The sequence below is a fragment of the Streptomyces sp. NPDC059740 genome, from assembly GCF_042733155.1.
Taxonomy (GTDB): domain Bacteria; phylum Actinomycetota; class Actinomycetes; order Streptomycetales; family Streptomycetaceae; genus Streptomyces.
This window is the reverse complement of record NZ_JBHWGP010000013.1, coordinates 152811-178783: the sequence shown is the minus strand read 5'-3', so window position 1 is coordinate 178783 and position 25973 is coordinate 152811. Positions and strand designations below refer to the sequence as shown.

23 protein-coding genes are annotated in these 25973 nt (G+C 73.0%); 16 read left to right on the top strand and 7 right to left on the bottom strand.

The features are described from left to right. Positions 1-62 precede the first annotated feature (62 nt). The 5 genes from shc to ACFV3R_RS18185 all read left to right on the top strand — a co-directional run bounded on the left by shc (position 63) and on the right by ACFV3R_RS18185 (position 6882). Positions 63-2219 (top strand): squalene--hopene cyclase, encoded by a 2157-nt coding sequence (shc, locus tag ACFV3R_RS18205; protein WP_385583296.1) that lies wholly within the window; start codon positions 63-65, stop codon positions 2217-2219. Then, entirely contained in the window at positions 2219-2884 is a 666-nt protein-coding gene (locus ACFV3R_RS18200) for a 1-hydroxy-2-methyl-2-butenyl 4-diphosphate reductase (protein ID WP_385583293.1), read from the top strand. Before shc ends, ACFV3R_RS18200 begins: the two co-directional genes overlap by 1 nt. A gap of 5 nt (positions 2885-2889) precedes the next feature. Further along, positions 2890-3912 carry an adenosyl-hopene transferase HpnH gene (gene hpnH / locus ACFV3R_RS18195; RefSeq protein ID WP_385583290.1) on the top strand — a complete coding sequence of 341 codons (1023 nt, stop codon included), beginning with the start codon at positions 2890-2892 and terminating at the stop codon, positions 3910-3912. A gap of 775 nt (positions 3913-4687) precedes the next feature. Further along, entirely contained in the window at positions 4688-6070 is a 1383-nt protein-coding gene (locus ACFV3R_RS18190) for an aspartate aminotransferase family protein (protein WP_385583287.1), read from the top strand. 317 nt (positions 6071-6387) lie between these two features. Further along, the gene (locus ACFV3R_RS18185) at positions 6388-6882 is read left to right on the top strand and encodes a hypothetical protein (protein ID WP_385583283.1); all 495 of its coding nucleotides are present in this window, start codon (positions 6388-6390) and stop codon (positions 6880-6882) included. 138 nt (positions 6883-7020) lie between these two features. Here the strand turns inward: ACFV3R_RS18185 and ACFV3R_RS18180 are convergent, their stop codons facing one another. Next, positions 7021-7842, bottom strand: coding sequence for a tyrosine-protein phosphatase (locus ACFV3R_RS18180; RefSeq protein WP_385583280.1), 822 nt, complete (start codon positions 7840-7842; stop codon positions 7021-7023). A gap of 233 nt (positions 7843-8075) precedes the next feature. Here ACFV3R_RS18180 and ACFV3R_RS18175 point away from each other — a divergent pair, with 233 nt between their 5' ends. Next, complete coding sequence (locus ACFV3R_RS18175; protein WP_385583277.1) at positions 8076-8927, top strand: SGNH/GDSL hydrolase family protein; 852 nt, start codon at positions 8076-8078, stop codon at positions 8925-8927. A gap of 49 nt (positions 8928-8976) precedes the next feature. Here the strand turns inward: ACFV3R_RS18175 and ACFV3R_RS18170 are convergent, their stop codons facing one another. Beyond that, entirely contained in the window at positions 8977-9435 is a 459-nt protein-coding gene (locus tag ACFV3R_RS18170; protein ID WP_385583274.1) for an ATP-binding protein, read from the bottom strand. A gap of 177 nt (positions 9436-9612) precedes the next feature. On the opposite strand from ACFV3R_RS18170, the gene ACFV3R_RS18165 reads away from it, so the two are divergent. The 7 genes from ACFV3R_RS18165 to ACFV3R_RS18135 all read left to right on the top strand — a co-directional run bounded on the left by ACFV3R_RS18165 (position 9613) and on the right by ACFV3R_RS18135 (position 15824). Further along, on the top strand, positions 9613-10437 hold the full coding sequence (locus ACFV3R_RS18165; RefSeq protein ID WP_385583391.1) for a helix-turn-helix domain-containing protein: 825 nt from the start codon (positions 9613-9615) through the stop codon (positions 10435-10437). Positions 10438-10440: 3 nt separating this feature from the next. Further along, the gene (locus ACFV3R_RS18160) at positions 10441-10728 is read left to right on the top strand and encodes a DUF397 domain-containing protein (RefSeq protein WP_385583269.1); all 288 of its coding nucleotides are present in this window, start codon (positions 10441-10443) and stop codon (positions 10726-10728) included. After that, on the top strand, positions 10725-11552 hold the full coding sequence (locus ACFV3R_RS18155; RefSeq protein ID WP_385583266.1) for an SAM-dependent methyltransferase: 828 nt from the start codon (positions 10725-10727) through the stop codon (positions 11550-11552). Before ACFV3R_RS18160 ends, ACFV3R_RS18155 begins: the two co-directional genes overlap by 4 nt. 127 nt (positions 11553-11679) lie before the next feature. Further along, complete coding sequence (locus tag ACFV3R_RS18150) at positions 11680-12513, top strand: SAM-dependent methyltransferase (protein ID WP_385583263.1); 834 nt, start codon at positions 11680-11682, stop codon at positions 12511-12513. A gap of 88 nt (positions 12514-12601) precedes the next feature. Then, entirely contained in the window at positions 12602-13444 is an 843-nt protein-coding gene (locus tag ACFV3R_RS18145) for an SAM-dependent methyltransferase (RefSeq protein ID WP_385583260.1), read from the top strand. A gap of 115 nt (positions 13445-13559) precedes the next feature. Then, positions 13560-14315 (top strand): alpha-ketoglutarate-dependent dioxygenase AlkB family protein, encoded by a 756-nt coding sequence (locus ACFV3R_RS18140; protein ID WP_385583257.1) that lies wholly within the window; start codon positions 13560-13562, stop codon positions 14313-14315. 288 nt (positions 14316-14603) lie between these two features. Beyond that, entirely contained in the window at positions 14604-15824 is a 1221-nt protein-coding gene (locus ACFV3R_RS18135; RefSeq protein ID WP_385583252.1) for an MBL fold metallo-hydrolase, read from the top strand. Positions 15825-15972: 148 nt separating this feature from the next. Here ACFV3R_RS18135 and ACFV3R_RS18130 read toward each other — a convergent pair whose 3' ends face one another. The 3 genes from ACFV3R_RS18130 to ACFV3R_RS18120 form a co-directional block, all read right to left on the bottom strand. Continuing rightward, complete coding sequence (locus tag ACFV3R_RS18130) at positions 15973-16170, bottom strand: ferredoxin (RefSeq protein ID WP_385583249.1); 198 nt, start codon at positions 16168-16170, stop codon at positions 15973-15975. Between the two features lie 114 nt (positions 16171-16284). Continuing rightward, a complete protein-coding gene (locus tag ACFV3R_RS18125; protein ID WP_385583246.1) occupies positions 16285-17505 on the bottom strand; it encodes a cytochrome P450 in 1221 nt (406 codons plus the stop codon). Continuing rightward, positions 17502-18032 carry a PadR family transcriptional regulator gene (locus ACFV3R_RS18120; protein WP_385583243.1) on the bottom strand — a complete coding sequence of 177 codons (531 nt, stop codon included), beginning with the start codon at positions 18030-18032 and terminating at the stop codon, positions 17502-17504. Before ACFV3R_RS18120 ends, ACFV3R_RS18125 begins: the two co-directional genes overlap by 4 nt. Before the next feature lie 536 nt (positions 18033-18568). Here ACFV3R_RS18120 and ACFV3R_RS18115 point away from each other — a divergent pair. Further along, positions 18569-19603 carry a cellulase family glycosylhydrolase gene (locus tag ACFV3R_RS18115; RefSeq protein WP_385583240.1) on the top strand — a complete coding sequence of 345 codons (1035 nt, stop codon included), beginning with the start codon at positions 18569-18571 and terminating at the stop codon, positions 19601-19603. Between the two features lie 60 nt (positions 19604-19663). Here the strand turns inward: ACFV3R_RS18115 and ACFV3R_RS18110 are convergent, their stop codons facing one another. Together ACFV3R_RS18110 and ACFV3R_RS18105 are read right to left on the bottom strand one after the other, a co-directional pair. Beyond that, the gene (locus ACFV3R_RS18110; protein ID WP_385583236.1) at positions 19664-20695 is read right to left on the bottom strand and encodes a LacI family DNA-binding transcriptional regulator; all 1032 of its coding nucleotides are present in this window, start codon (positions 20693-20695) and stop codon (positions 19664-19666) included. Next, entirely contained in the window at positions 20692-20835 is a 144-nt protein-coding gene (locus ACFV3R_RS18105) for a hypothetical protein (protein ID WP_385583232.1), read from the bottom strand. The genes ACFV3R_RS18110 and ACFV3R_RS18105 overlap by 4 nt, the downstream gene beginning before the upstream one ends. Before the next feature lie 254 nt (positions 20836-21089). On the opposite strand from ACFV3R_RS18105, the gene ACFV3R_RS18100 reads away from it, so the two are divergent. Both ACFV3R_RS18100 and ACFV3R_RS18095 read left to right on the top strand, forming a co-directional pair. Further along, a complete protein-coding gene (locus ACFV3R_RS18100) occupies positions 21090-21551 on the top strand; it encodes a GNAT family N-acetyltransferase (RefSeq protein ID WP_385583230.1) in 462 nt (153 codons plus the stop codon). 388 nt (positions 21552-21939) lie between these two features. Beyond that, positions 21940-25815 (top strand): S8 family serine peptidase, encoded by a 3876-nt coding sequence (locus ACFV3R_RS18095; protein ID WP_385583227.1) that lies wholly within the window; start codon positions 21940-21942, stop codon positions 25813-25815. The last annotated feature ends 158 nt before the right edge of the window (positions 25816-25973 follow it).

The window sequence follows — 25973 nt, the reverse complement described above, 5'->3', positions numbered from 1 at the left end:
TCCTCGCGCCGGCCGACGGCAGCCCCATGCACGCTTAACAGTTCACTGCAGAAGGGGAAGCCATGACAGCGACGACCGACGGAAGCACCGGGGCTCTTCCCCCGCACGCAGCCGCGGCCACCGATGCCACTGCTGAGTCCACCGAGAACACCACGACCTGTCCAACTGAATACGCGACGGACGCTAAAAGCGCTGTAAAGACCGCCACCGGAACGGTCGTCAAGGAAGTACCTCCGGGCCGCCGCGACACCGCCGAGGCCCCCCGCACCACCCCGCAGGCCGCCCCCACCGCACCGCACGCCCGGACCGCCGAGCCCTCCGACGAGGCCGACTCGGCCGCCCGCCGTGCGACGGAGCGCGCCACCCGGTTCCTCCTCTCCCTCCAGGACCCCGCCGGGTGGTGGAAAGGGGACCTGGAGACCAACGTGACGATGGACGCCGAGGACCTCCTGCTCCGGCAGTTCCTGGGAGTCCAGGACCCCGAGACCACCGAGGCAGCCGCCCGGTACATCCGGGCCCAGCAGCGCGAGGACGGCACCTGGGCCACCTTCCACGGCGGCCCCGGGGAGATCTCCACCACCATCGAGGGCTACGTGGCCCTGCGCCTCGCCGGCGACAACCCCGAGGCCCCGCACATGGCCAGGGCGGCCGCCTGGGTCCGCGAGCAGGGCGGCATCGCCGCGGCCCGCGTCTTCACCCGCATCTGGCTGGCCCTGTTCGGCTGGTGGAAGTGGGAGGACCTGCCCGACCTGCCGCCGGAGCTCATCTACTTCCCCAAGTGGTTCCCGCTCAACATCTACGACTTCGGCTGCTGGGCACGGCAGACCATCGTGCCGCTCACCGTCGTGGCGACACTGCGGCCGGTGCGTCCCGCGCCCTTCGCCCTGGACGAACTGCACGCCGACCCCGCCGACCCCAACCCGGCCAGGAAGCTCGCGCCACTGACGAGCTGGGACGGCTTCTTCCAGCGCCTGGACAAGGGCCTGCACCTCTACCACCGGGTGGCCCCGCGCAGACTGCGCCGCAGCGCGATGGCCGCCGCAGCCCGCTGGATCATCGAGCGCCAGGAGAACGACGGCTGCTGGGGCGGCATCCAGCCGCCGGCGGTGTACTCGGTCATCGCCCTGCACCTGCTCGGCTACGACCTGGACCACCCGGTGCTGCGCGAGGGCCTGAAGTCCCTCGACCGGTTCGCCGTGTGGCGCCCCGACGGCAGCCGCATGATCGAGGCCTGCCAGTCGCCGGTGTGGGACACCTGCCTGGCCACCATCGCCCTGGCCGACGCCGGGCTGCCCGCCGACCACCCCCAGCTGGTCAAGGCCGCCGACTGGATGCTCGCCGAGCAGGTCGTCCGGCCCGGTGACTGGACGGTGCGCCGCCCGGACCTGGCCCCCGGCGCCTTCGCCTTCGAGTTCGACAACGACAACTACCCCGACATCGACGACACCGCCGAGGTCGTCCTCGCGCTGCGCCGCGTGGCCCACCCCGACCCCGAACGCGTCGACTCCGCGGTCCGCCGCGCGGTGCGGTGGAACGTCGGCATGCGCTCGCGGGGCGGAGCCTGGGGTGCCTTCGACGCCGACAACACCAGCCCGTTCCCCGACCGGCTGCCGTTCTGCGACTTCGGCGAGGTCATCGACCCGCCGTCGGCCGACGTCACCGCCCACGTCGTCGAGATGCTGGCCGACGTCGGCCGGGCCGACGACGAGGTCACCCGCCGCGGCGTGCAGTGGCTGCTGGACGAACAGGAGGCCTTCGGCGCCTGGTTCGGCCGGTGGGGCACGAACTACCTCTACGGAACGGGTTCCGTGCTGCCCGCGCTGGCGGCGGCCGGCGTGCCCGGCTCCCACCCGGCCGTCCGGCGGGCGGTGCAGTGGCTGGAGAGCGTGCAGAACGAGGACGGCGGGTGGGGCGAGGACCAGCGGTCCTACAAGTACCCGGAGTGGGCCGGGCGAGGTGAGTCGACCGCCTCCCAGACGGCCTGGGCGCTCATGGCGCTGCTCGCCGCCGGTGAGCGCGGCAGCCGGGCCGTCGAACGCGGCGTGCGCTGGTTGGTGGAGACCCAGAAGGCCGACGGGTCGTGGGACGAGCCCTACTTCACCGGTACCGGCTTCCCCTGGGACTTCTCCATCAACTACCACCTCTACCGGCAGGTCTTCCCGCTCACCGCGCTCGGCCGCTATGTGGCCGACTCCACCCCCGACGCCGTGGAGGCCTGATGGCGCTCACGCCGCCGACGTCCCTCCTGGAAGCGGAACCACCCCTGGTGGTCGCCTGCGCGCTCGGCATCGAGAAGTTCGCGCTGCGCGGCCTCCAGCGGACCGGGACGACCGCCCGCGCGGTCGTCCTGCGCACCGGGATGGGCCCGGACGCGGCGCGCCGCGCCGTCACCGAGGCGCTGCGCGAGCGGCCCGGGCTCGGCGGCTCACCGGTGGTGGCCACCGGCTTCTGTGCCGGCCTCGCCCCCGGGATGCGTCCCGGAGACGTCGTCGTCGCCGACGCCACGCGCGACCACCGGCCCTGCGGGGACGACCTCGTCTGCGAGACGAACGCACTGCTGGTGCGTTCGTTGCGGGCGCGAGGCCTGAGAGTCCACACCGGCCTGCTGCGCGGCAGCGACCACGTGGTGCGCGGCTCGGAGCGAGCCGCACTCCACGCCGACGGCGCAGTGGCGGTGGACATGGAGTCCGCCGCCACCCTGCGGGCCGCTCTCGCGGTGGGACCACGGCCGGTTGCGGCCGTCCGGGTGGTCGTGGACGCCCCGGGACACGAACTCGTACGCATCGGGACCGTACGCGGTGGAATATCAGCCTTCCGTGTACTGCATGCGGTCCGCCCTGTTTTTTTCCAATGGCACCGTTCTTTGCTGCTCCCCAGGAGGTGAGCCAGATGGCCATGCCGCTTCGCCAGACCATCCGGGTCGGTACGTATCTTTTTGAACAGAAGCTCCGCAAGCGCGAGAAGTTCCCACTGATCGTGGAACTCGAACCGCTCTTCGCCTGCAACCTCAAGTGCGAGGGATGCGGGAAGATCCAGCATCCGGCGGGCGTGCTCAAGCAGCGCATGCCGGTCGCCCAGGCCGTCGGCGCGGTACTGGAGTCCGGGGCCCCCATGGTCTCCATTGCCGGTGGCGAGCCCCTGATGCACCCGCAGATCGACGAGATCGTGCGGCAGCTGGTCGCCAAGAGGAAGTACGTCTTCCTGTGCACCAACGCGATGCTGCTGCGCAAGAAGATGGAGAAGTTCACCCCCTCGCCGTACTTCGCGTTCGCCGTGCACATCGACGGCATGCGGGAACGCCACGACGAGTCGGTGGCGAAGGAAGGCGTCTTCGACGAGGCGGTGGCGGCCATCAAGGAGGCCAAGCGCCGCGGTTTCCGGGTGACCACCAACTCCACCTTCTTCAACACCGACACCCCGCAGACCATCATCGAGGTCCTCAACTTCCTCAACGACGAGCTCCAGGTCGACGAGATGATGCTGTCGCCTGCCTACGCCTACGAGAAGGCGCCGGACCAGGAGCACTTCCTCGGTGTGGAGCAGACCCGCGAGCTGTTCCGGAAGGCGTTCGCGGGCGGCAACCGCAAGCGCTGGCGGCTCAACCACAGCCCGCTCTTCCTGGACTTCCTGGAGGGCAAGGTCGACTTCGACTGCACGGCGTGGGCCATCCCCAACTACTCGCTCTTCGGCTGGCAGCGCCCCTGCTACCTGATGAGCGACGGCTACGTGCCCACCTACCGGGAGCTCATCGAGAAGACCGAGTGGGACAAGTACGGTCGCGGCAAGGACCCGCGCTGCGCCAACTGCATGGCGCACTGCGGCTACGAGCCGACCGCCGTGCTCGCCACGATGGGGTCGCTGAAGAACTCGCTGCGCGCCGCCCGGGAGACCGTCGGAGGAAACCGCAGCTGAGAGTCGTGTGCAACCCCGGGGGTGGAGGCTCGTCCCGACGTCTCCGCCCCCGGGTCGGCCCGGCCGCAGGCCGTGGCCGCGAAACGACCGACGCCCCCGGACGTCCTGGCCGACCAGGGGGGAACATGCCACAGCCGAAGAACCGCGCCCCGCGTGGGGTGAGGGCGCCCGCCGACGGCGAACGCGGCGGGCCCGCGGGGAAGATACCCGCCTGGCTCGTCGAGGCGGACACCCGAACCGGTGGCCGCCCCGGGCCCGGCACGGCCGGAACGGGTGCCACCGCCCGTCGTGTCTGCGCGCCGCCCGCGGCCCGCACAGCGGGGGAGGGGAAGCACCACACCCCCGTCCGTGGACTCCCCCTCTTCCGGCCGGCCTTCGCTGCGGGGCACGTGACCGGGGCGATACGGCAGCGCCCGCCGGACGGTGCCCCCTCCCCGGGCCCGGCGGCGACCCGGCCCCCGGCACCGGCCGCCGGCCCGTCCGGGGCCGCGGCGGCACGCGGCGGGAGGAGCGGGCCGCCACCCGCCGCGCACGGGGACCTCACGGCCGTCAACCGCCCTACCGGCGGCGTCGGTTCGAGGGTCGCGCGGTCGCCGCGCGACGCTCACGTCGACCTCCCGGTCCGCCTGCCCGGCACGCCCGAGGTGTTCCTCGGCCGCACCGGGCGTGGTGAGCTACCGGCGGACATCGGGCTGACTCCGGCGCGGATCGCCGGACGGATCAGCGCAACGGTGGCGCGTCTCGCGACCGCCGGGGCGGACAAGGAGAACCTCTCGTGACCGACTTCGACCTCAACAAGCTCCTGGCCGAGCGTGGCGCCGAACGCTACGAACTGCACTCCCGGCACCTCAACCACCAACTGCCCCGGATGCTGCACACGATCGGCTTCGACCGGGTCTACGAGCGGGCCGAAGGCGCCTACTTCTACGACGACGAGGGCCGGGACTACCTCGACATGCTCGCCGGCTTCGGCGTCATGGGGCTGGGACGCCACCACCCCGTCGTCCGGCAGGCCCTGCACGACGTGCTCGACGCCAAGCTCGCCGACCTCACGAGGTTCGACTGCCCACCGCTGCCGGGCCTCCTGGCCGAGAAGCTGCTGGCCCACACCCCGCACCTGGAGCGGGTCTTCTTCGGCAACAGCGGGACCGAGGCGGTGGAGACCGCGCTGAAGTTCGCGCGCTACGCCACCGGAAGGCCCCGCATCCTGTACTGCACCCACGCCTTCCACGGGCTGACCACCGGCTCCCTCTCCGTCAACGGCGAGAGCGGATTCCGCGACGGGTTCGCCCCGCTGCTGCCGGACACAGCCGTCGAGATGGGCGACCTGGACGGGCTGCGAAGGGAGCTGGCGCGCGGCGACGTCGCAGGGCTCATCGTCGAACCGATCCAGGGCAAGGGCGTCCACCCGACACCGCCCGGTTACCTGCGCGCCGCCCAGGAACTCCTGCACAAGCACAAGGCGCTGCTCATCGCCGACGAGGTGCAGACCGGCCTCGGCCGCACCGGTGACTTCTACGCCTACCAGGCGGAGGAGGGCGTCGAGCCCGACCTGGTGTGCGTGGCGAAGGCCCTCTCGGGCGGGTACGTACCGGTCAGCGCGACCCTCGGCAAGGAGTGGATCTTCAAGAAGGTCTACTCGTCGATGGACCGGGTGCTGGTGCACTCCGCCAGCTTCGGCTCCAACGCCCAGGCCATGGCCGCCGGACTCGCGGTCCTGTCGGTGATGGAGGACGAGGACGTCGTCGGCAACGCCCGCCGCACCGGCGACCTGCTGCGCAGCCGGCTGGCCGCGCTCGTGGACCGCTACGAGCTCCTCGCCGACGTCCGGGGCCGGGGCCTGATGGTCGGCATCGAGTTCGGCAAGCCGAAGTCGATGAAGCTCCGCAGCCGGTGGGCGATGCTCCAGGCGGCGCGCAAGGGCCTCTTCGCCCAGATGGTCGTCGTCCCGCTCCTGCAGCGCCACCGCATCCTGACCCAGGTCTCCGGCGACCACCTGGAAGTGATCAAGCTGATCCCGCCGCTGATCATCGGCGAGGCGGAGGTGGACCGCTTCGTCGAGGCGTTCACCGCCGTCATGGACGACGCCCACTCCGGTGGCGGCCTGATCTGGGAGTTCGGCCGGACCCTGGTCAAGCAGGCGGTGGCCAACCGCTGAGCCCTCGAGTCCGCCGGACGCAGAGGGGGCCGCCGGGCGGGGCGGCCCCGGGGTGCATTCAGCCCGCCGGTGGCGGGAACCCGGTCCGGGCGGCGTAGGGCCCACCGGGCTCCGCGGACGCGGGGTGACCCTCCGGTGCACCGCGTGTCACGGGGAGGACGGCCGCGGCCGCCCTCCCGTCGGCCGCGCCGGCGGGACGGGCCGGACGGTCCTCCCCGCGACGCGGGGCGGCGGAGGCGACCTCACCGCGCCGCGCCGACACCCCGGGGCACCGGCTCGACAGGTGTCCAGGCCACCCGCGAGGAGAGGAGGCCACCATGGTGAGCAAGAAGATGGAGGGCAACGAGGAGCAGCGCCGAGCCGCGGCCCACGCCGCAGCCCGGTCCGAGGAGCTGCCCAGCGAACGCGGCGGCACCACGGGCGCGTCGAAGCAGCGCACCCATCTCTCCCACCACGTCGACGTCCACGAGGAGCGGACCGCCACCCGTCACCGGGGCAAGCAGCGGGACCCGCAGCGCACCGCCGAGAGGGGGAGTGCCCCCGAGCCCTCGGGGGTGTCCTACCAGGGGCGGAACGTCGCCGACTACACGCCCTCCCACGAGCGGGTCTTCCGGGCGCTCTCCGACCTGGAGCGGGAACGGTCGGGGGCGGGGGTCTACCTGGAGGAGGTCGCGCGCCGGGCGGACACCGGGCGTGCGGAGACCCGTGACCTGCTCCACGACCTCACCGCGGAGCAGCGGCTCGTCACGGAGCTGCAGGGGGTCGACAACCCCGACCTGGGACCCCGCTACGAGGTGAAGCCACGGTTCTGAACCCCGCCGCCCAACCCTGCCGCCCCACTCACCGGCGGGCGCCGGGCAGGCGGGCAGGCAGACAGGCCGGCGCCGGACGGGACGGGTGGCCGCGGCGCCGGTGGGCAAAGGGCCGCCCGGGCCGGCGCGGGAGAAGGTTCAGGAGCCCGTCAGCATGCGCGCGCGCATCCGCTCACGGGTCTCCTCGGAGAGCTTCAGGCCCTCCTTCAGGTAGGTCTCGGTGGAGCCCCAGGTCGACTCGATGGTCTCCAGCGCCGCCCGGAGGTACTCGGCACGCGCGTCGAAGAGGGGCGCCAGCAGCGCCATCACCTCCTCCGACATGCCCGCCGCGGAGTTCTCCGAGCGGCGCACCCGGTAGCGCCGGTGGGCGGCGTTGGACTCCAGGTAGTCCGCGGCGACGGCGTCCGGCTCCACACCGAGGGCGAGGAGGGTCACGGCGATGCTCAGGCCCGCGCGGTCCTTGCCGGCGGCGCAGTGCATCAGGACGGGGACGCTGCCGTCCGCTATCTCGTGGAGCACCCTGCTGTGGTCGGCGGTGCGGGTGAGGATGATGGACCGGTAGGTCTGCGTCATCCGGTCGGCGGCCTTGCCGTCGCCGAGGATTTCCTGGAGCTGGTCGAGTTCGCCGTCGCGCACCATCCGCCAGAACTCCGCGCCGTCGGCCGGGTCGGTCAGCGGGATGTTGACGTTCCGCACGCCCGGCAGCTCGACGTCGGGGCCCTCCAGCCTGATGTCCGCGGCGTTGCGGAAGTCGAAGATCGTGTGGAGGCCCAGGCCGCCGAGGAACTGCGCGTCCGCCTCGGTGGCGTGCGCGAGGTGACCGCTGCGGAAGAGCACGCCCTCGCGGAGCCGCCGCCCGTCCACCGTCGGCAGACCGCCCACGTCACGGAAGTTGCGTACCTGCGTGAGCACCTCCTCCACCTGGGCGCCGGCCTGGGGGACTTCGGGCGTCTGCGTCACGAGCGCTCCTGGGATCGGGCCGGCGGAACGCGCCGGCGCGGTGATGGCACTTACCGACCATACGACAGGGTGTCGGCCCTGGCAGGGGCCTGTGCGGGGGCCTTCGTCACCCCTGCGCCGGGCCGCCGGCGGAGTGCCCAGGACCTGCGCACCGGGCAGGTGGCGTGCGTCACCCCCGCCCGGAGGTGGTTACGGTGGCGTAAGGGATGGTCGGCGGTGAAGGATGTCCTGACGTGGCAGAAGATGCAATGGATGTGCGGAAAGCGTCGCCGGCCTCTGCGGCGGCGGACCGGACGGGGCCTGTGCAGGGCGGCGGCGCCCGCGGGGCGATCGAGCGTTATGTCGCTGTGGGGGACAGCTTCACCGAGGGGGTCGGTGACCCCGGGCCGGACGGGACGCTGCTGGGCTGGGCCGACCGGCTGGCCGTCCTCCTGGCGGAGCAGCGTCCGGCAGGCACGTTGCGGTACGCCAATCTGGCCGTACGGGGGAGGCTGCTGGACCAGATCGTGGCGGAGCAGGTGCCCCGGGCCGTCGAGCTCGCGCCCGACCTGGTGACCTTCTGCGCCGGTGGCAACGACATCCTGCGCCCCGGCTCCGACCCCGACGACGTCGCCGCCCGCTACGAGGCGGCGGTGGTGCGGCTGCGGGAGGCGGTCGGGACGGTCGTGGTCTGCACGGGTTTCGACACCCGCGGGGTGCCGGTGCTGCGCCACCTGCGCGGCAAGATCGCCACGTACACGGCGCACGTACGGGCCATCGCGGACCGGCACGACTGCCTGGTGCTGGACCTGTGGTCGCTCCGCTCCGTGCAGGACCGCAGGGCCTGGAGCGCCGACCGGCTGCATCTCTCCGGCGACGGCCACACCCGGGTGGCGCTGCGGGCCGGCCAGGTGCTGGGGCTGGAGGTGCCGGCCGACCCGGACCAGCCGTGGCCGCCCGAGGAGCAGCGTTCGGCGGCGGCCAGCCGCCGCGAGACGGTCATGTGGGCGCGCGAACACCTGGTGCCCTGGATCGGGCGGCGGCTGCGCGGGGAGTCCTCCGGAGACGGGGTCGAGCCCAAGCGTCCCGAACTCCTGCCGCTGTGAGCGGCGGTGGGTGCGGTCCCGGCAGGGCCGCACCCGCGGGCCGGGGACTTCAGTGCAGGCCGCGGTAGGGCAGGTCGGCCCAGACGACGCGGCCCGGCCCCTGGTCACGGTCGCGCACGCCCCAGCTGTCGGAGAGGGCGCCGACCAGCAGCAGTCCCCGTCCCGACTCGCGCTCCGCGCAGCGGGGGCGGGGCATCGGCTCGGTCCGGCTGGTCCCCCCGTCGGCGACCTCCACCCGCAGGCAGTCGCCGATCACGGTCATCTCGCATTCCACCGACTCCCCGTCGGCGTGCCGGACCGCATTGGTGAAGAGTTCACAGACCACCAACTCCGCGTCCTCGCAGGTCTGTTGGCAGGCCCCCCAGTCGTAGAGAGTGGCGAGGACGCGTCTGCGCGCCTCGGGGACCGAGGTGCGGCACGCCGGAAGGTGGAAAACGTCCTGCAGGCGCCGGACGGCGATACGACCGCCGCTGCGCTCTAACGAAGGAGCGTTGTTGGAGGAAGCCACGCCGTAAGTCTGTGGGATGCGTGTGACGAATGGCAAGGATCAATCTGTAATTTACAGTTTCGCAGGAACGGGATGTCGGGCTCCCTGACGGCGTGACAGACTGCGGACTCGACATGTCAGTTGGAGGTAGACCCAGTGGTCGAAGTACGGGCGGGTGGCGCCCCCACGGTTCTGCGGATGGTGCTCGGCAAGCGCTTGCAGGACCTCCGGGAGTCGGTCGGGATGACCTACGCCCAGGCCGCCGACGCACTCGACGTCACCCACGCCACCATCAGGCGGATGGAGAAGGCCGAAGTCGGCCTGAAGATCCCGTACGTCGAGAAGCTCCTGACGACCTACGGCGTCACCTCCCCCCAGGAGGTCGAGGGGTTCCTCTCCCTGGCGCGTGAGGCGAACAAGCCCGGCTGGTGGCACAGGTTCCGCGACGTGCTGCCGGAGTGGTTCAGTGCCTACGTCAGCCTGGAGAGCGAAGCCAACCTCATCCGCTCCTACCAGCCCCACTACGTCCCCGGCCTGCTGCAGACCAGGGAGTACGCGCGCGCCGTGCTGCGCGCCGGCATGCCGCACGCCTCGCAGGAGGACATCGAGCGCGGCGTGGACCTGCGGATGCAGCGCCAGACCCTGCTGACCCGGGACGAGGCGCCGATGCTCTGGGTCGTCATGGACGAGACCGTCTTCCGGCGCCCCATCGGCGAGCCCCGGGTCATGCGGGACCAGGTCACCCGTCTGATGGAGGCGACCGAGCTGCCCAACGTGCGGCTCCAGGTCATCCCCTTCACCGCCGGGCCTCACCCGGCCATGTACGGTCCCTTCCACATCTTCCGGTTCCCGGTGCCCGAGCTGCCCGACATCGCCTACACCGAGAGCCTGGTAGGCGCCGCGTACATCGACCAGCGCGACGACGTGTCGCAGTTCCTGGAGGCACTGGACCGGATGTGCGCGCAGGCCGCGCCGGCACAGACCACCGAGGCCCTTCTGGGTGGCATTCGCAAGGAGATCTGAACGATGGATCGAAGTCGGATACGCATCTACAACGGCATGCCCGCAGCCGAACTCGGCAGTGAAGGCTGGCACAAGCCGTGGAGCGGCGGAAACGGTGGCGAGTGCGTCGAGGCGATGCGTCTGGGTGACGGGAGGGTCGCACTGCGGCAGTCCACCGACCCCGACGGCCCGGCACTGATCTACACCCACCACGAGATCCGCAGCTTCGTCGCCGGGGTGAAGGCGGGAGACGCCGACTTCCTCCTCGAGGACGTCTCCGGCTGCGTGTACACCGAACGGAGAACGGCGTGAGCGCGGAACGGGGCTTCGCGCCCGAGGAGATAGACACCGGCACCGCCCACACGGCGCGGATGTACGACTACTTCCTCGGCGGCCGGGACAACTACGAGGTCGACCGGGTGGCCGCGGAGCGCGCCATGGAGGTCGTGCCGTACATCAAGCTCATCGCCGAGGCCAACCGTGCCTTCCTGCGGCGGGCGGTGCGCACGGTGGTGGCGGCCGGGGTGCGGCAGGTCATCGATCTGGGGACGGGTATCCCGACGTCGCCGAACACGCACGAGGTGGCGCGGGAGGTGGCGCCGGACACGCGGGTGGTCTATGTCGACAACGATCCGATCGTGGCCACGCACGCGGGTGCGCGGCTGACGAACACCCCGGGGACCGGGTTCGTGCTCGCCGACATCCGCGAACCGGAGTCGGTGCTGGAGAGCCCCGTGGTGCGGGAGTTGATCGACTTCGACCAGCCGGTCGCGGTCTGCATGTTCGCGGTGCTCCACTTCGTCGGCCACGAGAGCGACCCGGCCGGCATCGTCCGCACCCTCACCGCGGACCTGGCCCCGGGCAGCATGCTGGCGATGTCGCACGGCACGACCGAGCCCTACTTCCCGGTGGCCGGCCAGGAGAACAAGCGGGACGAGATCGAGGAGGTCTACGAGACCTCCAACACCGGCCTCGCGCTCCGCAGCCGCCAGGAGATCGCCGCGCTCTTCGGACCGTTCGCCCTCCTGGAACCGGGACTGGTCCCCCTGCCCCTGTGGCGCCCGGACGGCGCCGAACCCAGCCGGGAGGAGGCAGCCCGGATCGGCCTCCTGGCCGGCGTGGGACGCAAGGGGTGACCGCACCCCGGTCCGCGGCCGACCCCCGGACCGGCACACGCCCGACGGGCGTCCCTCACCCGCGCCGCCCCCGGCGGGCGGCGCGGCCCCGGGCACAGCGAACAGCACCACGGATCGGAGGTCGGCGATGGCCGGCGAGCGCGGCTTCACCGCCGAGGAGATCGACACCGGCACGCCCCACCCGGCGCGGATGTACGACTACTACCTCGGCGGCCGGGACAACTACGCGGCCGACCGCGCCGCCGTGGAACCCGCCATGGAGGTCGTCCCGTTCATCCGGGTGGGAGCGGAGGCCAACCGTGCCTTCCTGCGGCGGGCGGTGCGCACGGTGGTGGCGGCCGGGGTGCGGCAGGTCATCGATCTGGGGACGGGTATCCCGACGTCGCCGAACACGCACGAGGTGGCGCGGGAGGTGGCGCCGGACACGCGGGTGGTCTATGTCGACAACGATCCGATCGTGGCCACGCACGCGGGTGCGCGGCTGACGAACACCCCGGGGACCGGGTTCGTGCTCGCCGACATCCGCGAACCGGAGTCGGTGCTGGAGAGCCCCGTGGTGCGGGAGTTGATCGACTTCGGCCAGCCCGTGGCGGTGTGCATGGTGGCCGTCCTGCACTTCGTGACCGACGCGGAGGACCCCGCCGGCATCGTCCGCACCTTCGTCCAGGCCCTGCCCCCCGGCAGCATGGTCATCCTCTCCCACGGCACCACCGACCGGTACGAGGACGCGGACAACCCGCTGGACGGCACCGCCCGCAGCGCGCTGGAGGACGCCTACCGCAACGCCACCGCGCAACTGACCTTCCGCAGCCACGAGGAGATCCAGCCGCTGCTGGCCGGCCTCACCCTCCTTCACCCCGGACTGGTCCGGGTGCCGCTCTGGCGGCCCGAGGGCGCCGTGCCCACCGCCGAGCAGGTCAGCCTCGTCGGCTGCTACGGGGCGGTGGGGCGCATCTCCTGACCCCGGGGCTCAGCGCCCGTACGACGCGCACCGCACCGACCGGCGGGCGCGCGGACACCTGGTGAGCGGCGAACGAGACGGAGACGGCATGGCAGGCGAGGAGGGCTTCCGCCCTGACGAGATCGACACCAGCAGACCGCACCCGGCGCGGATGTACGACTACTACCTGGGCGGCCGCGACAACTACGAGGTCGACCGCGAGGCGGCGCAGCAGGCCCTGGACGCCTCGCCGCAGATCCGGGCCGCCGTCCGCATCAACCGTGCCTTCCTGCGGCGGGCGGTGCGCACGGTGGTGGCGGCCGGGGTGCGGCAGGTCATCGACCTGGGGACGGGTATCCCGACGTCGCCGAACACGCACGAGGTGGCGCGGGAGGTGGCGCCGGACACGCGGGTGGTCTATGTCGACAACGATCCGATCGTGGCCACGCACGCGGGTGCGCGGCTGACGAACACCCCGGGGACCGGGTTCGTGCTCGCCGACATCCGCGAACCGAAGTCGGTGCTGGAGAGCCCCGTGGTGCGGGAGTTGATCGACTTCGACCAGCCCGTGGCCGTCTCCATGCTCGCCGTCCTGCACTTCGTGACCGACGCGGAGGACCCCGCCGGCATCGTCCGCACCTTCGCCGACGCCGTGCCCGCCGGCAGCCACCTGCTCCTCACCCACGTCACCTCCGACCAGGACGAGCAGCGGGCGGCGGACCGCCCGGCGGACGAGGAGGTGCGCCGCGCGGTGGTCGGCGCCTACCGGGAGGCCACCGCCGGGCTGGTCCTGCGCAGCCACGCGGAGATCGCCCGGCTCTTCGGGCCGTTCGCCCTCATCGAACCCGGACTCGTCCCGGGGCCGCAGTGGCGCCCCGACGGGACGCCCCCCGGGGAACCCGCCGACGCGCCGCGTCCCGGCGGATACGGCGGGGTGGGCCGCAAGCCCTGAGGACCGGGCCCGCCCCCGTCCCCGAGCGAAGTCCACCGCGTACCCGTGCCCCAGGGCCGGCCGGTGCCCCGTCCCCGCCGGGCCGGCCGCTCCCGGACTGCTGCACAATCGAGAGGTGGACGCTCTCTTCCCCCGCCCGGTGACGCGGGTCGCGCCGGGAGCCGTGCACGTGCCCGACTGGCTCGACGCCGACCGGCAGCGCGGCCTGCTGGCGGCCTGCCGGGAGTGGGCCCGCCCGCCGGCGGGGCTGCGGAGCGTGACGCTCAGGGGCGGGGCGCGGATGTCCGTGCGGCAGGTGTCCCTGGGCCGGCACTGGGGCCCGGTGGACCGCTGCCCGTCCTGCGCGCTGGCCACCCCGCACAACGCGGCCTGCCCGGGCCGGCACTCCTTCCCCTACGCCTACGGCCGTACCGTCTTCGACGGCGACGGAGCACCGGTCAAGCCGTTCCCGGCCCACCTCGACGCGCTGGCGCAGGAGGCGGTGGCGGCGGCGTACGGACCGCCGGGCGAGGCCGCTCCCGGGGACGCCGAGGCGGCACGGGACGCCTCGGGCCGCAGCTACGACATCGCCCTGCTGAACTTCTACCAGGCGGGTGCCCGCATGGGCATGCACCGGGACGAGGACGAACGCTCGCCCGCCCCGGTGGTCTCCGTCAGCCTCGGCGACAGCTGCGTCTTCCGGTTCGGCAACCTGGAGCACCGCGGACGGCCCTGGACCGACGTCACACTGCGCAGCGGCGACCTCTTCGTCTTCGGCGGACCGTCCAGGGCCGCCTTCCACGGGGTGCCCCGCACCGAGGCGCACAGCGCCCCCGCAGGGCTGGGCCTCACCGGCAGGCTCAACCTCACGCTGCGGGTCAGCGGCTTCTGAGGCTGCCTCGCGCCGGGCTCGGCCGCTGCGGGAGGTTCCCCGGGCGGACGGGGGTTTGCCCAGGTCGTGAGTGGTACACGGACTACAGATGCAGGCCGGGGCGGAGGAGAGCACGGATGCCGGAGGACGGCTGGGACAGATCGGACGAGAGGCGACGAACCGGACGGACACGGGTGTTCCGTGACGTCGCGGCCGCTTCCGCCGGTGACCGGCTGTCCGCGCCACCGTGTGGAACCCGCTTCCCGCGCGGACCGTTTCCCCCACGTTCGTCTTGACCCAGGAGGTGCCGTGCCCGACTCACCCTTCCGACGCGTCGGTTTTCCCTCGTTGCGACCCGCCTCGTTCGGCGCCGCTCCGGACGGCGAGCGGCTGGCACGGATGCGCCGGTCACCACAGTTCGCCGACGGCCAGTTCTGCAACCCGGTGCCGGCCGAGCAGTTCGCCCGCGGGTCCCTGCTGCCCTTCGCCCGCAGCCAGTTCAGCCGGGAGGGGAGAGTGCGGCGGGCCCCGGTGGGTGAGATCCCGGTGTACCGCGAGGCGCCGCGTCACTGGGCGACGGCGCCGGCTTCGGGGCTGCGGCTGACCTGGCTGGGCCACTCCAGCGTGCTGGCGGAGATCGACGGCTGCCGCGTGCTGTTCGACCCGGTGTGGGGGGAGCGGTGCTCGCCGTTCACCTGGGCCGGCCCCCGCCGGCTGCACCCGGTGCCGGTCCCGCTGACGGAGCTGGGAGACGTGGACGTCGTGGTGATCTCCCACGACCACTACGACCACCTCGACATGGACACCGTCCGGTCCCTCGCCCGGACCGGCACCCTCTTCGCCGTACCGCTGGGCGTCGGCGCCGACCTGGAGTTCTGGGGCGTGCCGGCGGACCGGATCAGGGAACTGGACTGGAAGGAGTCGACGGAGGTCGGGCCGCTCACCCTCACCGCGACGCCGGCGCAGCACTTCTGCGGCCGGGGAGTGCGGGGGCCGCGGCACGCGCTGTGGGCCTCCTGGGTGGTGGCGGGACCCGACCACCGGATCTACCACAGCGGTGACACCGGCTACTTCCCCGGATTCGCCCGGATCGGGGCCGCACACGGCCCCTTCGACGCGACGATGATCCAGGTCGGCGCGTACAGCGAGTTCTGGCCGGCCGTGCACATGACTCCGGCGGAGGGCATGCGGGCCCACCGCGACCTCCAGGGCGGCGAGGCGAGCCGTGGCGTGATGGTGCCCATCCACTGGGGCACCTTCAACCTGGCTCCGCACCCGTGGGCCGAACCGGCGGAGCACACCGTGCGCGCCGCGCACGAGGCCGGCGCGACCAGCGTGGTGCCCCGGGTGGGGGAGCCCTTCGAACCCGCGGAGCCGCCCACGGTCGTCCCGTGGTGGCGGGAGGTGGCCGTCCCGCCGCGCCACGGGTGGCCGTCCTGGCCGCCGGGGGCTCAGGAGACCGCTCCCGTGCAGGACGCGGTCGAAGCCCGCGGGCGGGGCGACGGCCCGGGTGTGAAGGCCGGGGCCTGACCGGGGCCGGAGGGGCGCCCGCCGCCCCGGTCGTGCGACCCGCCACACCAGGCGGCACGAGGGCGCCCCGGAGCCTTGCGGCCGCCGGCCCGGTCCGCCGGGTCGCGACACCACCTACACAGTGTGCCGCGACCCGGCGGCCGAGTTCTCAGTCCTCCACGACGGTGATGGCCGAGGACGGGCACAGTGCCGCGGCGTGGCGGACGTCGTCGGCCAGTGCGGCCGGAGGGTCCTCGGTGAGGAGGACGACGAGACCGTCCTCCTCACGCTGGTCGAAGACGTCCCCGGCAGCCATCACACACTGCCCGGAGGCGACGCACTTGCCGTGGTCGACGGTCAACTTCATGGCGGTTCTCTCCTCAGCGCTTCCTCGGGGCACGGACGGTGGCGCTGCCGGCCGGGCGGCAGTGGCCGCTCCGCTCCCGGCGGGCCCCGCGGCCGCCGGACGCCGGCGCCCGGCTCACCACAGGACGGGGACCCGGTCGACCCCGCCGGCGATCCGGTTCGTCCGCACCGCGATGTCGTTCAGGTCGACGGCCAGGCGCATCCCCGGGAAACGGCGGAACAGGGCGGGGAAGACGACCCGCAGCTCCGTCCGTGCGAGGTTGGCGCCGATGCAGACGTGGGCACCGTTGCCGAAGGCGAGGTGGACGTTGGGGGAGCGGTCCGGGTCGAACTCGTCCGGGTCGGGGAAGACCGACTCGTCGCGGTTGGCGGCGTCGCTGGCGACCAGCACGGCGTCGCCGCGGGCGATCCGGACGCCGCCGACCTCGACGTCCTCGTGGGCGTACCGCAGCAGCCCGCCGGTGCGGCTGGTGGCCGACATGCGCAGGATCTCCTCGACGGTCTGCTGCACCCGGCCCTCGGGGTCCGCGAGGAACCGGTCCCGCCTGTCGGTGTCGGTGAGCAGGAACAGCACGCCCAGGGCGATCCGGGTGGACGTCGTCTCGTGCCCGGCGAACAGCAGGCCCGCGGCCTGACGGGCAAGGTCGTCGTCGGTGAACGTGGGGTCCTCCGCCTGCACGGCGACCATGTCGGAGATGACGTCGGGCTGCGGGTCCCGGCGCTTGGCCACCGCCAGGCTCGTCATGTAGGCCTTGAACTCCCGCATGGCCTCCTGGGCGTCCGTGCCGCCGTCCAGGACGGCGATGCGCTCCGAGAGCCGGCGGAAGTGGGCGCGGTCGGAGTAGGGGACTCCGAGCAGTGCGCAGATGACCAGCACCGGCAGCGGGAACGCCAGCAGCTCGGTGAGCTCGACCGGCTCGTCCGGCCGGGCGTCGTGTGCGGCCTGCATGTCGTCCAGGCAGCGGCCGGTCAGCTCGGTGATGTGCTCGGTCAGGGCGCGCATGCGGGGTGCGGAGAAGGCGGGCGCCAGCATCCGGCGCATCCGCTTGTGCTCGCGCTCCTCGTCCTCGAAGTTGCCGGTCGGGCCGTTCTGGATCGCGGCGTAGGAGATCTTGGCCGCCTGCTCGGGAGCGGGGTGCGAGCGACCGAAGCGAGCGTCGCGGAAGACTGCCTTCGCCTCCTCGAACGAGGTCACCAACCAGGCCGGGTCGCCGGCGGGGGTGGTCACCCGCGTCACCGGTGCCTCGCGGCGCAGCGCACCGAAGAGCGGCGGTATCTCCAGCGCGTTGGGCTGGTGGAAGGGGAGTTGAGGTGCCTCGTTCGCCGTACTCGTCATGCGTGGGTCCTCTGCTCGTGTTGGATGGGTTTCCCGGCACCCCGCAGCTCGGCGAGCCATGCCCGCTCGGCGGCGTACCTGTGCCGTACGTGGTCCAGCGCTGCGCGACTCCACGGATCGGCCTGCGCCCCGGCGAGCGCGGCGAGCCGGTCGCACTCCGCGGCCAGGGCACGGTCGCGCACGTCGAGGACGGCCGACCGCTCCGCAGCGCCCAACCAGTCGAAGTTGCCGACCCTGGCGAGGAACTCCGCCTCGTCCAGGGCAAGTTCCGCCGGGAGGTCGGCGAGCATGTCGTGCAGTAGCTCCCGTCCCACGTCGGTGATCGTGTAGACGTGCCGGGGCGGCTTGGCCTCCTGCTCCTCAGCCGTCCGGGTCAACGCACCCGCGTCGACGAACCGGCGCAGGGTGGGGTAGAGCGAGTTGTTGGACAGGGTGCGCCCCGTCGAGGCCTCCACCGCCCTCCGGAGTTCGTACCCGTGCAGCGGTTCCCTGGCCAGCTTGGACAGAAGCAGGATCTCGATCCACATCTATGTCACCGTAACCTAGCGCGTTCTGACGGGGCAACGGCTGCTTCCGGCCTTCGTCCCGCAGTGTCCGGCCACCCGGAGAAAGCCCTTCGCCACCCCGGAGCCCGGGCGGTCCCGGAGTCGGCGAGCCCGGAGCACGTGGCCTCCTGAACCGGTTTCGTCCGGACCGTTGTGCTGCCCGTGCCGCGCCCCTACTGTCGTCCACGACCGCCCGCGGAGATGCCAGGGGCCCCCGGGACGGCGGTCGGCCCTGCTTCCGGAGGGGCCGGAGAGCCCGGACGGAAGCGCGTCACCGCTGCCCGCCGGGGGCTGCAACACAGCGACGCCACAGCGCAGTTCCGGCACCGGTCGCCGCACGTCGCCTGGGGTGCCGCAGGTCCGGCGCGGGCCGGTACGCCCGCCCCGGCCGGCCCCGCCGCATCCCCGGGGCGGGGCGGCGGCACCGGTGGCGGCGCCCCCGTACCTCCCGGTGAGCCGCACGCGCGCCCTGCCGCCGCGGGCGGAACCGCGTGCACACGAGCGAACAGGAGAGAGCGATGAGGAAACGACTGGCCGCCCTGGTGACGGCGTTCCTGGCCACCGCGGCCACCTTCGGCGTGACCGCCGCGCCTCCCGCCCGGGCAGAGGCCCCGCCCGGATTCCACATCAGCGACGGGCGGTTACTCGACGCGGACGGCCACGACTTCGTCATGCGGGGCGTCAACCAGGCCCATGCCTGGTACCGGTCCAGCACCCCCCGGGCGTTGCAGGACATCAGGGCGCTCGGCGCCAACACGGTCCGGATCGTCCTGGGCACCGGCGACCGCTGGGCCGCCGACGACGCCGCCGACGTGGCCGCCGTCGTCGCCCAGTGCAAGGAGAACCGCCTGGTCTGTGTCCTGGAGGCGCACGACACCACCGGATTCGGCGAGCAGGCGGGCGCCGTCAGCCTGGACCGCGCGGCCGACTACTGGATCAGCGTCGCGAGTGCGATCCGGGGCCAGGAGAAGTACGTCGTCCTCAACATCGGCAACGAGCCCTACGGCAACACCGGTTACGGTTCCTGGGCCGCGGACACCTCAGCCGCCGTGAACAAGCTGCGGGCCGCGGGGTTCCACAACACGCTGATGGTGGACGCGCCCAACTGGGGACAGGACTGGTCGTTCACCATGCGTGACAACGCCGGGTCCGTGTTCGCCGCCGACCCGGAGCGCAACACCCTCTTCTCGGTCCACATGTACGGCGTCTTCGACACCGCGGCCGAGGTGAACGACTACCTGAACCGGTTCGCCGACGCCAAGCTGCCGCTCGTGGTCGGCGAGTTCGGCGACCGGCACACCGACGGCGACCCGGACGAGGACGCCATCATGAGCGCCACCCGGCAGCTCGGCGTGGGCTACCTGGGCTGGTCGTGGAGCGGCAACGGCCAGGACGTGGCCTACCTGGACATGGCCACCGACTTCGACGCCTCCCGGCTCACCGCCTGGGGGCAGCGGATCTTCCAGGGACCGGACGGCATCCAGGAGACGGCCAGGGAGGCCGGTGTCCACGGCACCGCACCGAGTGCGGCCCGCCCGGTGACGGCCGGGTGAGTCGGCGCGCCGGGGGCACGGGCCGACCCGCCCCGCACGGGCGGCCCGCCTCCGGCGCGGTCAGCCCCCGGTGGGCGGGCCGGTGGACCCGCGGGGCGTGAGCGAGGGGGTGGGGACCGGGTGGGACTCGGCCTCCTCCCCGTCCAGGAGCGCGAACAGGGTCCGTGCAACGTCGGCGCCAAAACCGTGGACATCGTGGCTCATCGCGGAGAGCGCGGGGTGCGTCAGCCGGCACAACTGGGAGTCGTCCCAGGCCAGGAGGGACAGGTCGTGCGGGACCCGCAGGCCCGTCTCGGCCGCCACCGCCGCCCCGGCCACCGCCATGATGTCGTTGTCGTAGAGGATCGCGGTGGGACGGTCCGGACGCAGCACCAGCGAGCGGGTGGCGCGTGCCCCCTCCTCGTCCTCGAAGCCGGTGGCGACCTGGAGCCCGCCGGTGAGCCCCAACTCCCGCATCGTCGCGTCGAACGCCGCGGCGCGGATCGCGCTGTGGCCCAGCCCGGCGGGCCCGCCGACGCGGGCGATGCGCCGGTGCCCCAGTGCGGCGAGGTAGCGCACCGCCTCCGCGGTCGCCCCCGCGTCGTCGGTCCACACCGAGGTGAAGTCACCGGTGAGGGAGGGGTGTCCGACCGCCACGGCCGGCAGCCCGAGGGCACCCAGCGCCGGCACCCGCGGGTCGTCGGTGCGGAAGTCGACCAGGAGGGACCCGCCGATCTGGCGCGCCTGCCACCACCTGCGCTGGAGCGCTATCTCCTCCGGCAGGTCCCGCACCAGGTGGAGCAGGAGCGAGCAGGAGCGTGTCGCCAGCACGCTCTCGATACCGGAGACGAACTCCATGTACCAGGGCTCCAGGCCCAGCAGCCGGGCCGGGCGGCAGATCGCGAGGCCCACCGTGTCCACCCGGGTGCCGGACAGGCTGCGGGCCCGCGCGTCAGGGGCCCAGCCCAGTTCCTGAGCGGCCCGGAAGATCCGGTCCCGGGTGGCGTGGGAGACCCCCGGCTTGTGGTTGAAGGCCAGGGACACCGCCCCCTTGGACACCCCGGCCCGGGCGGCGACGTCCTTGATGGTCACCCGCCCGGTGGGAGCGCTCATACGGGTCCCAGGGGGTACGAGGCCGCCCGGCCGTGGTCGGCGTCCGGCCCGCGCCGGCTGCCCGCGCGGACGCGGGCGGGCAGCGACGCCCCGGCATGGTGCAGGCTCCACCCGTCACCGAGCGGGGTGAGGTCCGTCATGGCCAGGCTCCCATCGCCGACGCGGGACCGGTGCGGATACGCGGTCAACCTAGACCCGCCGCGCGAAGGATGTCCACGAGCCGGTGGGCGGTCCGGGCATTCCCTGCCGGAGCGCCGACCTGCCTGATCCCGCCGGGAGATGTCCGCGCGGGAGCGAAGTACCAGCGGGGCCCGGTGCCCCGGTCCGGCAGGCCGTGGCTGCACCGGTTCACGCGCCGCCGGTCCCGACCCGGGCGCCTGTCATCATCTCTGCCATGTCCCTGCAGATCACACCGGCCGCGATGGCCGACATCCACCAGGTCCTCGCCGAACACCCGCGGTACTGGGGGGAGCGGGACCTGCGCTCCCTCCATCTCCTCGCCCTGGTCCAGGAGTTCGGCCCGACCTGCCTGGTCGCGCGGGCCGGGGACGGGATCCGCGGGTACGTGCTCGGCTTCGTCACCCCGGCCGGGACGGGGTACGTGCACCTGATCGCCACCCGGGACGACGCCCGCGGCACCGGACTCGGGCGTCAGCTGTACGCGGCGTTCGCAAAGGCCGCACAAGGCCACGGCGCCGTGCGACTGAAGGCGATCACGTCGACCGGGAACACCGCCTCGGTCGCCTTCCACCGTCGCCTGGGCTTCGAGGCGGAAACGGTCGCCGACTACAACGGTCCCGGGCGGGACATGGTCGTCTTCCACCGCGCCCTGCCGTTCGACGCGCCGCAGACCTGACCGGGGCGGTGCCGTCTGCCGCGTGTACCCGTCTCCGGTCCGCCGCCGGGAGGAGTGCGCCGCTTTCGCCGGCTGACGGGGACGGGGCGCACGGCCGCGCCACCCTCCGGCCTCGCAGGAACTGCGGGCGCCTGCCCGCCATACGGCGATTTCCGGTCGCATTCGAGCGGACGTCGATGCTTTTCGACCGCCATTCGCTCGACGGGGTCGGAGAGAGCGTCGAGCCTGCACAGACCACGGCCAGAAGGTTGCCCTGCGAACGATTCTGGCGCGAAAACACCATCCCCGGGAACCGGCTTGAACCGGGCAACTCGCGTGTCACACAAGTCCCGTCAGACTCTTCGCAGCATGCCGGGCTCCCACCCCGGCCCTCGCAGAGAGGCGACCCATGACAAGAGCTTCCCAGCGGCGAAGAGCGAGTCTGCCGGCCCTCGGGCTGGCGTTGGTGCTGCTGCCCGGCGGGGCCCTCGCCCACGCGGCGGGCGCCCGCCCCACCACTGAGGCGCACAGCGCCACCGCGGCCGCCCGGACCGTCACCCTGGTGACCGGCGACCGCGTGACCGTCACCGGTCTCGGCCAGGGCCGGTCCACCGTCTCCGTCCGACGTCCCCGCGGTGCCACCGGCGGCGTCCGCACCGAGACGGTCGACGGCCACGTCAGCGTGGTGCCCGACGAGGCCAGGCCCTACCTCGCCGCCGGCACCCTGGACCGCCGGCTCTTCGACGTCACCGCCCTCCTCGCCCAGGGCTTCGCCACCCCCGCCGGTGAGAAGCCCGCAGGGCTGCCGCTGATCGTCACCGGTACCGCGGCCCGCTCCGCCCGCTCCGACCTCCCCGGCGCCCGACAGGTCCGGGCTCTGCCGGCAGTCCGGGGCGAGGCGTTGCGGGCCGCTCCCGACACCCGCCTGTGGTCGGCGCTCACCACCAGGGCCGGCGAGGCGTCCGGGCGCTCGGCTAAGGGGTCCTTGCCATATGCCCGCCCGGGCCGCGTGGTCTGGCACCGCACCTCGCGGCGTTGCCGAAAAGCCCTAGTAGCTCCGCTACGAGGACTCTCCGGCGCCTTGCGATGCACGGCACCAGACCACGCGACCTCATCGGACGCTCATATGGCAAGGACCCCCAAGGGTTTCGCGGCCGGGGTCGGCAAGGTCTGGCTGGACGCGAAGGTCACCTCCGCACTCGCCGAGTCCAACCAGCAGATAGGCACCTCCGCCGCCTGGGACGCCGGCCTCACCGGCAAGGGCGTCAGGGTCGCCGTCCTGGACACCGGCATCGACACCGCCCACCCCGACCTCAGGGGCCGGGTGTCGGCGTCGAAGAGCTTCATCGAGGGCGAGGAGATCGCCGACCGCAACGGCCACGGCACCCACACCACCTCCACGGTGGGGGGCAGCGGCGCCGCCTCCGACGGCAAGGAGAAGGGCGTCGCACCCGAGGCCGACCTCGTCGTCGGAAAGGTGCTCAGCGACGCGGGCGAGGGCTCCGAGTCGCAGATCATCGCGGGCATGCAGTGGGCGGCCCAGGACGCCAAGGCCAGGATCGTCTCCCTGTCCCTGGGCTCGCAGGAACCGAGCGACGGAACCGACCCGATGGCCCAGGCCGTCAACACGCTCTCCGAGCAGACCGGGGCGCTCTTCGTCGTCGCAGCCGGCAACTCCACCTCACCCGGCTCGATCGGTTCCCCCGGCGCCGCCGACGACGCACTGACCGTCGGCGCCGTGGACTCCGCCGACCAGCTCGCCTACTTCAGCAGCCAGGGCCCGCGCTACGGCGACAACGCCCTCAAGCCCGACATCTGCGCACCCGGTGTGGACATCCTCGCCGCCCGCTCCGGCCTCACCGCGGGCGAGGGCGACTACGTGGAGATGAGCGGCACCTCCATGGCCACCCCGCAAGTGGCAGGCGTCGCCGCCCTCCTCGCCCAGCAGCACCCGGACTGGGACGGGGCGCGCCTCAAGGACGCCCTGATGTCCACCTCCCACCAGCTCGACGCCAGTCCCTACGCCCTGGGCGCGGGGCGGGTCAGCGTCCCCGACGCGGTGGGCAGCGCCGTCACCGCCACCGGCAGCGCCGATCTGGGCTTCCACGCCTGGCCGCACGAGGACGACACCCCGGTCACCCGCACCCTCACCTACCGCAACGACGGTGACGCGCCGGTGACCCTGCACCTGCGGGCCGAGGGAGCCCCCGCTGCAGCCGTCACCCTCGCCGACGACAGCCTCACCGTCCCCGCCCACGGCAGCGCCCACACCACCCTCACCGGCGACCCCGGCCCCGCACCCACCGGTCAGACCAGCGGACGCGTGGTCGCCGAGGCCGACGGCAAAGCCGTCGCCCACACCGCGTTCGGCATGGTCAAGGAGGAGGAGCGGTACAGCCTGACGATCCACGTCAAGAACCGGGACGGCGCCCCCGTCGCCGCGGCCCTCGCCCTCCAGACCCTCGCCGCCGGCGGTGACACCTTCCCCGAGACCGTCGGCGACTCCGGAACGCTGCGGCTCCGGCTCGCCCCCGGCAGCTACGCCGTGAGCACCTTCCTGGACGTGCACGGCAGCCACGGCAAGGACTCGCTCGGCCTCGGCTACCTCACCGACCCGCAGATCACCCTGGACCGCGACCGCGAGATCACCCTGGACGGCCGCACCCTGCGGGAGATCAGCACCGACCTGCCCCGCGCCGCCCAGACCCGGCAGCTCGTCATGGAGGCCGGCCGCACCGCGAACGGCTCCACCTACACCGCGCAGGCCCTCGTCCCGCCGAAGTACGACAGCATCTTCGCCGCACCCAGCCACAAGCCCGCCACCGGCACCTTCGAGTACCGGACGGTGTGGCGGCTCGGCAAGGCCCCGCTGACCGTCCACGCCGGCGGCACCACCCTGGGGGAGGCCTACCTGCCGGGCGGCACCGGCCTCCTGGACGGCACCCTCTCCGCACCGCTCCTCGACGCCGGCGCCGGCACGCCCGCGGACTACGCCGGCAAAGAGGCAGAGGGGCGCGCCGTCCTCGTCCATGCCGACGGCACCGCCACGGCCTCCCGACTCGCCCAGAACGCCGTCGACGCGGGCGCCGCTGCGCTCTTCCTCACCGACGACGTACCGGGACGCCTCACCGACTTCGTCGGGGACGCCGACTACGCCGACCGGAAGATCCCCGTCGCCACGCTGAACGCCGCGGACGGCGCCCGGCTGGCCAAGGCCGCCGCCAGGGGCGCCAAGGCGAAGCTCACCGGCGACCCCTACCCGCCTTACGTCTACGACCTCTCGCAGGGCTACGCGGGGGCGATCCCGGCCAAGGACCTCACCATCGCCCCGCGCGGCAAGGACCTCGCGACCGTGGACACCACCTACTACGCCCCCAGGGCCCGGACGGGCGGCGAGTTCCGGTACTCCATCACCGACGCCTTCCCCGTCGGCGTCGGGTTCCCGGAGCGGGCCTCCTACCCGGGCAAGCGGACCGACTACGTCACCGCGGCGCCCGGTCAGCGCTGGCACGAGTCCCTGACGGTGGGGGAGGAGGGCTCGCTGGAGGAGCGCGGCGGGCTGGTGGCCTACCCCGGCGGCACCCACACCGCCCTGCGGTGGTTCCAGCCGGTCTGGCACCCCTGGCTCGGCGGCGGCCTCGGCTGGGGCCAGACCCGCACCGGTGACGACCTCGCCTTCAACACCCCCGGCTTCGGCGACTCCGGCACCGACCACACCGGTTTCGGCGACGTCTGGAGCGACACCTCCCTCACCCAGACCACGCAGGTGCAGGTGGACGGCGAGACGGTGGCGAAGGCGACCAGTTCCGGCATCAACCTCTGGGACGCCGACCCGGCCGTGCACACCTACAAGGTGATCACCGACACCAGCCTCGACCCCGGCGTCTGGGGCCTGGGCACCAAGGGCCACACCGCCTGGGAGGTCAGGTCCGCCCACACCCCCGCGGACGTCCGGACCACCCTGCCGGTGATCAACCTCGGGTTCGACGTGGACACCGCGCTTGACGGGACCGTCCCGGCGGGCCGGCGGCTCCCGGTGGGCCTGCACGCCTCCTACGTCACGGGCGCCGCCTCCACCGGGACCCTCACCACCGGTGCCCTCTCGGTGTCCTACGACAGCGGACACACCTGGGTCCCCGTCGACCTGAGCCGCAAGGGTGCGAAGTGGACCGGCACCCTCCGGGTACCGCGCGGCGCGACGGGCGTGTCGCTGCGCGCAGCCGTCCACGACGACCAGGGCGGCTCTGTCACCCAGGTCCTCACCGACGCCCTGCGCACGCGGTAAGCGCGCCCGGACGCGCCGGCGCCGCCCTCCCGCCGGGGGGCGGCGCCGGCACGGCCCGTCCACCCAGAGCGCCGCCACCGGCCCCCGGGATGCGGAAAGACGCCGGAGCCCGCCCCGTCGCTGAGGACGGGGCGGGCTCCGTCGTGTGCGCGGCGGTG